The sequence below is a fragment of the Streptomyces fuscichromogenes genome (assembly GCF_014645815.1).
Lineage (GTDB): Bacteria > Actinomycetota > Actinomycetes > Streptomycetales > Streptomycetaceae > Streptomyces > Streptomyces fuscichromogenes.
This window is the reverse complement of the sequence record NZ_BMML01000064.1, coordinates 1-9,091: the sequence shown is the minus strand read 5'-3', so window position 1 is coordinate 9,091 and position 9,091 is coordinate 1. Positions and strand designations below refer to the sequence as shown.

Here is a 9,091-nt window from a genome sequence, read left to right as displayed (position 1 = left end):
ACAGATCTCCCCGTCCCACGCGCAGATCATTGCGGACAGCAGTGATCTTTCAAAACACGACCTAGACGGAATCCGCGCGCGGTGCGGGTGGTTCGGTGAGTTCGCCGCCCAGGGCGAGTTGGTCGTGGGCCAGTTCGGTGAACCGGATGCGGACCAGATGGCGCGGAGCGCCGAGCACGTCGACCACGGCTTCGGTCACCACCCGGGCGAACTCGGCGCGCTGGGCGCGCGTTCGGCCGGCCAGCAGTTCGACGGTGATGTTGGGCATGGTTCTCCCGGGTTCGGAGCGTGCACGATGGTGGGGGGTGCCGGATCGCACGGGCAGGAGCGGAGGGGGCGGTGGTTCAGGCGGAGGCGATCGCGTCGGTCTCGCCGAGGAGCGCGAGCACGGCGGCCGTGTCCAGGAACAGAGCGGGGATGAGCCGGCCGCGGAAGAGCGCGAGGATCGCTCGGGCCTCCCCGGCCGTCCCGGTGCCGGTCACCGGCGCGGGGAGAGCGGCGGCGGCCGCGGCGGCTTTCGCGAGGATCTCCGCACGTGCGGCGGTGTACTCGGCACTGACGGCGACCGGTCCCCACCGGTCCCACACGCCGGTCATGAAGGCGGGCCGGTTTCCGAGTGCGCGGTAGAAGCTGAGCACGCGGGGGTGGTCGTGCGCGGTCCGGATCTCCTCGTAGACCCGGGCGAGTTCGGGGGTGGGCGCGCTGCCGTCCGGGGTGACGTTGACCGCGCCGGGCCGGATTCCGCGCGGGCCCGGGTCGAGCGCCCCCGGGTCGGCCGCCGGCCCGTCGTCCGAGGTGAGTCCCCGGTACCAGCATGAGGTCAACAGCAGCAGCTCCGGCAGGAGTTGATGGAACGTCATGGTGTAGCGGTGGATCAGGTCGATGTCGGCGCCGTCGGTCGGCAGCGACGGGTCCGGCTCGGGCAGCAGCCCGGCCGGGACCCGCAGGGTCGCGGCGGCCGCGGCGAACTCCGGTGAACGGAGCACCGGTTTGAAGGCGTTCCAGGCCGGTACGAGGTAGTCCGGCCAGTTGGCCAGGGCCTGGAAGACCGGGCTGACGAACGGTACGCCGAGGTACCCGGGCACCTCCTGAAGCACCCTGGCCGCCTCCGGCGTGAGTCCAGGCCCGGCGGGCAGGGTCGGCAGCAGGAGGAAACCGCGTGCGGCGTCGTCGCGTTCCCTCGCGGTGAAGGCTTGCGTGTGGGTCACTTCCGTGCCCGTCCTTCCGTGTTCGTCGTGGTCGGGCCGATCGCCTCCGCGGTCGTGCGGCCCGCCACCCTGCGGGGGATCCCCATCGGGTTCGCGTCCTGCAGCGGGGCGGGCAGCTGCGACTGGGGGCTGTTCTGGAACGCGACCGGGCGCAGGAACCTGGCGATCGCGTGGGTGCCCACCGAGGTGTGTGCGGCGCTGGTGGAGGCGGGGTACGGCCCGCCGTGGTGCATGGCATCGGTCACGGCGACGCCGGTCGGCCAGCCGTTCCACACCAGCCGGCCCACCTTGCCGGTCAGGTCCGCGGCGAGCCGCCGGGCGTCGTCCTCGTCGCCGGTGCCCAGGTGGATCGTCGCGGTGAGGTGGCCGTCCAGGGACGCCACCGCCGTGAGGGCCCGCTGTGTGTCGTACCGGACGATCACTCCGAACGGTCCGAACCGCTCCTCGGTCAGCGCCGGGTCGGTGAGGAAGGTGTCGAGAGCGGCCTGCACGAGGCTCACCGGGAAGCGGCGGCCCGCGCCGTCGGGTGCCGAGCACCCGGCCAGCACGGTGACGCCCGGCCGGTCGGCGAGTTCGGCGGTGCCCGTCACGAGTCGCTGCCAGATCGAGCCGTTGAGAACGGCGTCGGGCTCGCGCTTCTCGACCTGCCGCACCGCTCGCGCCACGAACCGGTCGCCTGGTTCTCCCTGCGGCAGGAAGGTCACGCCGGGCTTGGTACAGAGCTGCCCGTTCGACGCGGTCAGCGACTCCACGTAGGCGTCGGCCAGGTCCTCGGGTGCGTCCATGACCGCGCCGGGCAGGAGGAAGACCGGGTTGAGGCTGCCCATCTCGGCGTAGACCGGGATCGGACGCGGGCGGGCGGCGGCGAGATCGAAGAGCGCCCGGCCACCGGTGAGCGAGCCGGTGAAGGCGACCGCCGTGATCTCGGGCGCCCGGACCAGGGCACGGCCGGTGTCGAGTCCGCTCTCCGGAAGCAGTTGGAACGCTCCGGCGGGGGCCCCGGCCGCGGTCAGCGCGGCGTGCACCGCGGCGGCGACGAGCCGCGCGGTCTCCGGCTGCGAGGGGTGCCCCTTGACGATCACCGGGCAGCCGGCCGCGAGCGCGGCGGCGGTGTCCGTACCGGCCACGCCGAACGCGAACGGGAAGTTGCTCGCCGCGAACACGGCGACCGGACCCAAGGGCACGTTGACCCGGCGGACGTCGGGACGGGCGTCCGTGGCCGGGTCGATCACCGCGTCGAAGTGACCGCCGTCCTCGATGAACCGGGCGAACTGGGCGAGCTGGAGCCGGGTCCGCTCGACCTCCCCGGCAAGCCGCTGTCCGCCCAGCCCCGTCTCCGTGGCCGCCGTCGCGACGAGTTCGCACCTCCGGGCCGCGAGTTCCTCGGAGAGACCGCGCAGCACGGCGACGCGCAGGCCCGGAGCGAAGCCGCCCCACTGCGCGAACGACCGCGTCGCGGCGGACAGGGCCTTGTCGAGCGACCCGGACAACACCTGGGAGCCATTTTGCATACGAGTTAGGATACAAGTTTGTATCCAAGCCGACAAGGATCTTTCCCCCTTGTTTCAGGGGGAGCCCCTTCTCAGTCCAGGGAGAGACCGGCGGAGGGTCGCACGGCATCGAGACGGCGGGAGGCCGCGGCCTGGACGTCCTCGACATGAATCCTGGCCTGCCGCTCCGCCCGGTCGCGGTCACGGTCCAGCAGGGCTTCGATGATCTTCTTGTGGCCCTCGATGCAGAGGACGGCCTCTTCCGCGGTGAACAGGGCGGCCATGTTGTAGGTGACGCCGAAGTCCCGGTTGCGCAACCACTCGTCGTACAGCCGCCGGTTGGCGGAGGCCCGCACGATCGCCTGATGGAACTCCCGGTTCATCCGGCCCAGTTCGGAACGGGGCTGGCTCACGTAGTGCGCGGTCGGGCCCGCGTACATGGCGGAGATCGCGGCGAGCTGCTCCTCCGACCCCCGGACGGCGGCCAGCCCGGTCGCCATGGACTCAAGGGCGCCCCGGACCTCGTAGATCTCGCGGATCTCGTCCGGCGTGTGCTCGCGGACGACCCAGCCCTGCCGCACCCGCACCACGAGCCCCTGGTCCACCAACCGCATCAGCGCGGCACGCACGGGCGTACGGCTGGCGTCGAGCTCCGCCGCGAGCTCGTCCTCGGGAAGCCGCTGGTTGGGCCGGTACACCCCCTGGAGGATCGCCGTGCGCATACGCTCGTACACCAGGTCGCTCAGGGACTCCCCGCTCCCGGCGCGAGGCCTCCTACGGCGAGGGCTCGTCTCCTGCGTGCTCGCTCGACCGGGTCGCTCGACCATCACCACTCCGCTTCGCCGCCGGGTCCGGTCTGCGATTATCCCAGGTCCCCGAAAGGGGCCGCCGCGCACTTCGCCGCACAACGCGACGAGGACCGCGACCGTAAGGTCGAGGTCCTCGATTTCGTACCGTTGTAGCCAGTGTCCGAGGTCCGAGTTGAACCAAAAGCCCAACCGGTCGTGCTGCGGGCCGATCTTCAACTTCGGCGGAGCGGTCGGGGAGACACCGGAGCGGACGAGGCCCTTGAGTCCGCACCACAGGATCGACCAGAACCATTCCTCCCGGGCGACCGGATTGACCCGCGGAGCAGGGCCAAATGAGGGGCCGACCGCAGCCATCCCTTCGCCCCCTGCCCGAGGGGCGACGACCTCGTGAACAGGCAACGGCCTTCCGGTACGTCACCGTGATCATGGGTACCGTCGTCGGCCTGACCTTCCTCTTCGGCTTCGGCAACGTATGGGCCCTGGCGACGCACCTCGGCGTACCCGCCCTCGTCGCACCATTGGTAGCACCCGCGGTCGACCTCTCAGTCCTCGGCCTCCTCCTCGCCATCCGCTATCTCGCCGTGAAAGGCGCGCCCTCCGAACAACTACGCCCGGCACGCCGGTTGCTGATTCTGTCCAGCCTGATGACCCTGGCCCTCAACGTCACAGACCCACTCCTGTCCGGCCAGACCGGCAAAGCCGCCTTCGACGCAGTAGGCCCCTTGCTGCTGATCGGCTGGGCTGAAGTGGGCCCCGGCCTCCTGCAGGCGATGAGTGCCGTGGGAAAACAGGACGGCGCGCGCCTGGCGGCGGCGGAGGGATCACTGGGGCAGGAAACGGTGGGGTATGAACACAGGCAGATACGGTCCGTACATGACACCCTCCTTGAAAGAGCCCGGAGAGAGGATGCCGAGCACTGGAAACAGCACCGACGACCGATCTCCGCCGAGACCCTGCGCAAGCGACTCCGCATCGGTGCAGCGCGCTCCAGGACCCTGGTGGCCACACTCCGCATCGACAGGAAGGAAGGCTTGGATATTGAGCCCTATCCCAGCGTCAGACAGGGCCGAGGACCTGACTCGCAGCAGACATGACCGCGCTAGTTGTTCCAGGTCATCATGCTCGTGACGATCATTCTGCCTACCGTCCGTGTCTCGCCGTCCGGCCCGTCACCACACTTCACAGCCGTGGAGCGCGCTCGGCTCTCGGCACCGAGCCCGAGTGTTCTGCCCTCCGATTCCCAGGTGAAGGCCCAGTCGTAGAGCGTCATCCGCTTCACACGCAGACGCTCAGGTGCCTTCAGCGCAAGCAGCCAGCGCTCACGCCGAGCTCTCGGCGGGCACCTTCTTGGAATCGATCATCTAGGGTCACTGGGATCCCTTTCCTCGAGCGTGTTTCGCCTCAGCCCTCGATGAGCGCCTCGGAAAGTGCAAGGGGCGTGACTGCCAGTCTGAGCCGAACGGCCTACTTGGGCTGCGCCCCCGTGTCGAATTCGATGACGATCAGTGTGATGCGGCAAGCCTGCTTGTGGTGGCGTGCTTGTGCGCCAGGTCCCGCCTTCGGCCGACAGCCCGAGGTGCGTTCCTCAACAGGGGGGAGAGCCTGTCAAAGGATTAGGGAAGGAGGCGGCTTGAACCAGTTGGCCCGGATGGCATTGGAGGGCGGAGGCTGCGTGCTGATCGAGGCGTCGTCCGCAGCGTACGGGCCCGTGAAGGCCGGCCGTATCGGTGAGGCGATCCATGACCTGCCGAAAGGCCTTCAGGAGGCGCTGGAACCGATCACGGGGGCGGCGCGTACCACCCTCGAACAACTACGCAAGGCCGGACCTCACGAGATTGCGGTCGAATTCGGGGTTGACCTCGAGGTTGAGGCTGGAGCTGTCATCACCAAGACGGGCGCCCACGCTCACCTGCAGGTGACCGTCAAGTGGATGAGGAGCGAGTCCCAACCCCTCCATGGCGACGGTGGTTCGGGCTGATCCGATGGACGTGTCAGAGACGGGTTCGGAGAGTCGACGCGCACGAGGCCTGCCCAGTGCCGTAGCACAGATCCTCGGGCGGCAGGCCCAGGTGGCCGGGGCAGGCTTCCTGGTGGCAGAGGATCTCCTGGTCACCTGTGCGCACGTGGTACATGCGGCCGGGTCGAGCCCAGGCGGGACAGTACAGCTGGTCTTTCCCCACGTCGAGGGCGCTCCCCATGTGCAGGGGCAGGTGCTGGAAGGGCCATGGCGATCCCCGGACGCGGAAGACGTAGCCATGGTGCGCCTGAACGCCACGTCGCCTGGCATGACCGTACTGCCCCTCGGATCGGCCGAAGGCTGTCGGGGGCATCAGGTGCGCTCGTTCGGATTCCCCGCTCAAGCCCCGGCCGGCGGGCACCTCGGCTTCGGCGTGTGCGGTGATCTGCTGGGCCCCGTGGATAGCAGTGGTGTCCTTCTGCAGTTGACCGCCGCCAACGATCTGACCACCGGCTTCAGCGGTGCGCCTGTCCTCAATGAGATCACCGGGCTGGTGATCGGCATGGTCACCGAGATCACTGCCCCGGACGCCTACGAAAGAGGGCAAGGCATCGCCTACGTCACCCCGACACAGGTGCTCCGGGAAATCCAGCCCGAACTGACGGAGCAAGACGTCATTCCGTATCGAGGATTGGAGTCGTTCGGCTCCGAGCATGCCCGTTGGTTCAAGGGCAGAGAGGACGCGGTGCACCGGGTGCTGGCGGCTCTGGCACACCACCGGCGGTTGCAGCTCCTGCTGGGCCCCTCGGGCTCGGGCAAGTCATCGCTGATCCAGGCCGGCGTGCTGCCCGCGCTGGCCGCAGGCGGTCTGCCCGGCAGTGACAGCTGGCTCCCGCTGGCCGTACGGCCGAGCCAGGACATGGCGGCCGAACTGGAACGCGCGGGACTGCCCGGGGCCGGCAGTGACCGGCTCTCCGTAGCCGTCACCCGCAAGCTCGCAGCGCATCCCACGTGCGAGCGTCTCCTGCTCGTCGTCGACCAGTTCGAAGAGCTGCTGACCCAGCGGAGCCCCGGCCCACCGGACCGCCGCCGGACAATCACGGACCAGATCATCGAAGCACTGGACGACCACAGCAGACTTGGCGTGCTCCTCGTAATGCGCGATGACTTCTATCCTCATCTCGCCGCCCTGGCCCCCACCCTGCTGGAAGCCGCGACGCCGGGCGTCCTCAATGTGCCGGCGATGCTGAGTCGGCGTGACCTGCACGACATCGTCACCTTCCCCGCCCACGACGTGGGAGCGCACTTCGAGCCCGGACTACCCGGGCACATCGTCAACGACGTACTTGCCACAGCTCCCGAAGGACCGACCGCCGGACAGGCGCCTGCCACCGTACTCCCGCTGGTGGAGGTGGCCTTGAGCCAGCTGTGGGAGAGGCGCCGCGAGGGATACCTCACCCACGACGCCTACCAGCGCATCGGCGGTGTGACGGGCAGCCTTGCCAGGTGGGCGGACGCCGCCCTGGACCAGCTCCCCAGCCACCAGCGCCCCATGGCCCAACGCATACTGACGTCGCTGGTACGGCCCGCCGATCCCGTCCACCGTATTCCTGCCGTCCGCGCGCAGGTTCCCCTGCGAGAACTGCGCGACCTGGCGAGCGACCCTGACGCCAAGCCGGAGAGCGACGGCCCCTTCGACGAGGTTCTATCCGCGCTCACCCACCACCGCATCGTCACTACCCACACGCCCGGCCTGAACCGGAACGCCGAGGCCCCGGCAGACCAACCGGTGGCCGAACTGATCCACGACGCCCTCATTCGTGACTGGGACACCTTGCAAGAGTGGGTACGTCAGGATCACCGCTTCCTGGGGTGGCTCGAGCAAGTCCGCCCGAGGCGTGCTCGCTGGGCCGAAACGTCCGATCCCGGTGACCTGCTCACCGGGACGGCGCTCGCCGAGGGGCTCGACTGGTCTCAGAAGCGTCATCTACCGGGCGAGATCACTGCCTACCTGGCATCGAGCAAGCAACACCAACAGGAAGCCATCCGACGCAGCAGACGCCTCAATATCATCCTGGCGACGGTGCTGGCCCTTGCGCTCGTCGCCACGGGGGGCGCCGTGTGGCAGTGGCGGACGGCCAGGGCCGAGCAACAGGCGGATCTGTCCCGGCAACTCGCCGCCAAGTCCGACAATCTCATCGCCACCAACCCCGATCTGGCGTCGCTGCTGGCCGTCGAGGCGTACCGCACGAGCCACACCCCTGAGGCCGTTGCGAGTCTGCAGGATGCGGCGGCTCTCCCGCTGCATCGGAGTCTCGTGGGCCACCGGCGGCAGGTGTACTCGGTGGCTTTCAGCCCAGACGGCCGAACGCTTGCCACCGGAAGCACCGACGGCACGGCCCGCCTCTGGGACGTGGCCACCGGCAAGCCCCGCACCACCCTGCGGGGCCACCGGGGCGAGGTGTGGTCGGTGGCGTTCAGTCCGGACGGGCGCACTCTGGCCACCGGCGGCACTGATGACACGGCTCGCTTGTGGGACGTGGCGACAGGAAAGAACAGCGCCGTCCTCAAAGGTCACACCGATCAGGTGAACTCGGTGGCGTTCAGTCCGGACGGGCGTACCTTGGCCACCGGAAGCGCCGACAACACCGCCCGACTGTGGGACGTGCCCACCGGCAAGCCCCGAGGCCGTCTCATCGGCCACAGCGACTGGGTGTACTCGGTGGCGTTCAGTCCAGACGGGCGTACCTTGGCCACCGGAAGCGCCGACAACACCGCCCGACTGTGGGACGTCGCCACAGGCAAGCCCCGAGGCCGTCTCATCGGCCACAAGGAGGCGGTCTGGGCCGTGAAATTCAGTCCGGACGGCCGTACCCTCGCCACCGGAAGCGCCGACAACACGGCCCGACTGTGGGACCCGGCCACCGGTGAGTCCCGTATTACCTTGACCGGCCACACGGACGCGGCATGGGCGGTGGCGTTCAGCCCCGACGGGCAGACACTGGTCACCGGCAGCGAGGATGAGACCGCCCGGCTGTGGGACGTGGTCACAGGCGCCACCCGTACCGTCCTGTCCGGCCACAGGGGCGCAGTGGAGGCGGTGGCGTTCAGCCCGGACGGCCGCACCCTTGCCACCGGAAGCGATGACACGACCGTACGGCTGTGGAACCTGCGCTCCGGTGCGACCCGCAAGATCATCACGGGTCACACTGCTCCGGTAAGGGCCGTCGTTTTCAGTCCGGACGGACGCACCCTTGCCACCGGAAGCGAAGACGGCACCGCACGGCTGTGGGACGTGACCACGGGCAAAGCACGCGGCGTGTTCCCCGCGAACGAGGGACACGTATGGTCTGTTGCGTTCAGTCCGGACGGCCGTACCCTCGCCGTCGGCAACGACTACCAGACAGTCCAGTTGTGGAACGTGGCCACAGGCAAGCTGAGCAGGACCCTCCCCAGTAACAACGGTTCCGTGTGGTCGGTGGCGTTCAGCCCGGATGGCCATACCCTCGCGGCCAGCACCACCGACAACGTCACGCAACTGTGGGACCTGGCCTCCCACAAACCCGGGTTCCGCAGCTAATCGGGTTTCTGGGTCTTGGGTGAGGTCGGACTTGCTGGTCAGCGGTG

7 protein-coding genes are annotated in these 9,091 nt (G+C 69.0%); 3 read left to right on the top strand and 4 right to left on the bottom strand.

Annotated elements, in window-relative coordinates:
* Positions 1–61: 61 nt before the first annotated feature.
* From IEZ11_RS49700 to IEZ11_RS49685, 4 genes are all read right to left on the bottom strand, one after another.
* Positions 62–268 carry a tautomerase family protein gene (locus tag IEZ11_RS49700; protein ID WP_189269731.1) on the bottom strand — a complete coding sequence of 69 codons (207 nt, stop codon included), beginning with the start codon at positions 266–268 and terminating at the stop codon, positions 62–64.
* 76 nt (positions 269–344) lie between these two features.
* On the bottom strand, positions 345–1,208 hold the full coding sequence (locus tag IEZ11_RS49695) for a halocarboxylic acid dehydrogenase DehI family protein (RefSeq protein WP_189269730.1): 864 nt from the start codon (positions 1,206–1,208) through the stop codon (positions 345–347).
* Positions 1,205–2,719: an aldehyde dehydrogenase (NADP(+)) gene (locus IEZ11_RS49690; protein WP_189269729.1), complete on the bottom strand. Its 1,515-nt coding sequence runs from the start codon at positions 2,717–2,719 to the stop codon at positions 1,205–1,207. Before IEZ11_RS49690 ends, IEZ11_RS49695 begins: the two co-directional genes overlap by 4 nt.
* 71 nt (positions 2,720–2,790) lie before the next feature.
* A complete protein-coding gene (locus IEZ11_RS49685; RefSeq protein ID WP_268239979.1) occupies positions 2,791–3,525 on the bottom strand; it encodes a GntR family transcriptional regulator in 735 nt (244 codons plus the stop codon).
* A 407-nt stretch (positions 3,526–3,932) separates the two neighbouring features.
* On the opposite strand from IEZ11_RS49685, the gene IEZ11_RS49680 reads away from it, so the two are divergent.
* From IEZ11_RS49680 to IEZ11_RS49670, 3 genes are all read left to right on the top strand, one after another.
* Positions 3,933–4,601, top strand: a complete 669-nt coding sequence (locus tag IEZ11_RS49680; protein WP_189269732.1) for a hypothetical protein — start codon at positions 3,933–3,935, stop codon at positions 4,599–4,601.
* A gap of 536 nt (positions 4,602–5,137) precedes the next feature.
* On the top strand, positions 5,138–5,485 hold the full coding sequence (locus tag IEZ11_RS49675) for a CU044_2847 family protein (protein WP_189269727.1): 348 nt from the start codon (positions 5,138–5,140) through the stop codon (positions 5,483–5,485).
* A complete protein-coding gene (locus IEZ11_RS49670) occupies positions 5,463–9,044 on the top strand; it encodes an nSTAND1 domain-containing NTPase (RefSeq protein WP_189269726.1) in 3,582 nt (1,193 codons plus the stop codon). Before IEZ11_RS49675 ends, IEZ11_RS49670 begins: the two co-directional genes overlap by 23 nt.
* Positions 9,045–9,091: the final 47 nt, after the last annotated feature.

Excerpts from the sequence above, each read along its gene's own strand:
- IEZ11_RS49670 (WP_189269726.1), top strand. The coding sequence starts at position 5,463 with ATGGCGACGGTGGTTCGGGCTGATCCGATGGACGTGTCAGAGACGGGT.
- IEZ11_RS49685 (WP_268239979.1), bottom strand. The coding sequence starts at position 3,525 with ATGGTCGAGCGACCCGGTCGAGCGAGCACGCAGGAGACGAGCCCTCGC.
- IEZ11_RS49680 (WP_189269732.1), top strand. The coding sequence starts at position 3,933 with ATGGGTACCGTCGTCGGCCTGACCTTCCTCTTCGGCTTCGGCAACGTA.
- IEZ11_RS49690 (WP_189269729.1), bottom strand. The coding sequence starts at position 2,719 with ATGCAAAATGGCTCCCAGGTGTTGTCCGGGTCGCTCGACAAGGCCCTG.
- IEZ11_RS49700 (WP_189269731.1), bottom strand. The coding sequence starts at position 268 with ATGCCCAACATCACCGTCGAACTGCTGGCCGGCCGAACGCGCGCCCAG.